This is a genomic window from Serratia sp. MMO-28 (genome assembly GCF_037199905.1).
GTDB lineage: Bacteria > Pseudomonadota > Gammaproteobacteria > Enterobacterales > Enterobacteriaceae > Chania > Chania oryzae.
Genome location: NZ_JBBCVB010000160.1, coordinates 1 through 204, shown reverse-complemented (window position 1 = coordinate 204; position 204 = coordinate 1). Strand labels below are relative to the sequence as shown.

Genomic DNA, 204 nt, shown 5'->3' with positions numbered 1-204 from the left:
TGGACTTGAACCACCGACCTCACCCTTATCAGGGGTGCGCTCTAACCACCTGAGCTACAAGCCTATAAAGAGTTTTCTGCTCGTTACTTTTTCATCAGACAATCTGTTGTGGGCACTCACTCAATCAATATCGTTCGGTAAGGAGGTGATCCAACCGCAGGTTCCCCTACGGTTACCTTGTTACGACTTCACCCCAGTCATGAA

The 204-nt window shown here is 48.5% G+C and carries 1 rRNA gene; it reads right to left on the bottom strand.

The window, feature by feature from the left end:
- Positions 1-138: 138 nt before the first annotated feature.
- A 16S ribosomal RNA gene (locus WG891_RS27225) occupies positions 139-204 on the bottom strand; the annotation flags it as partial.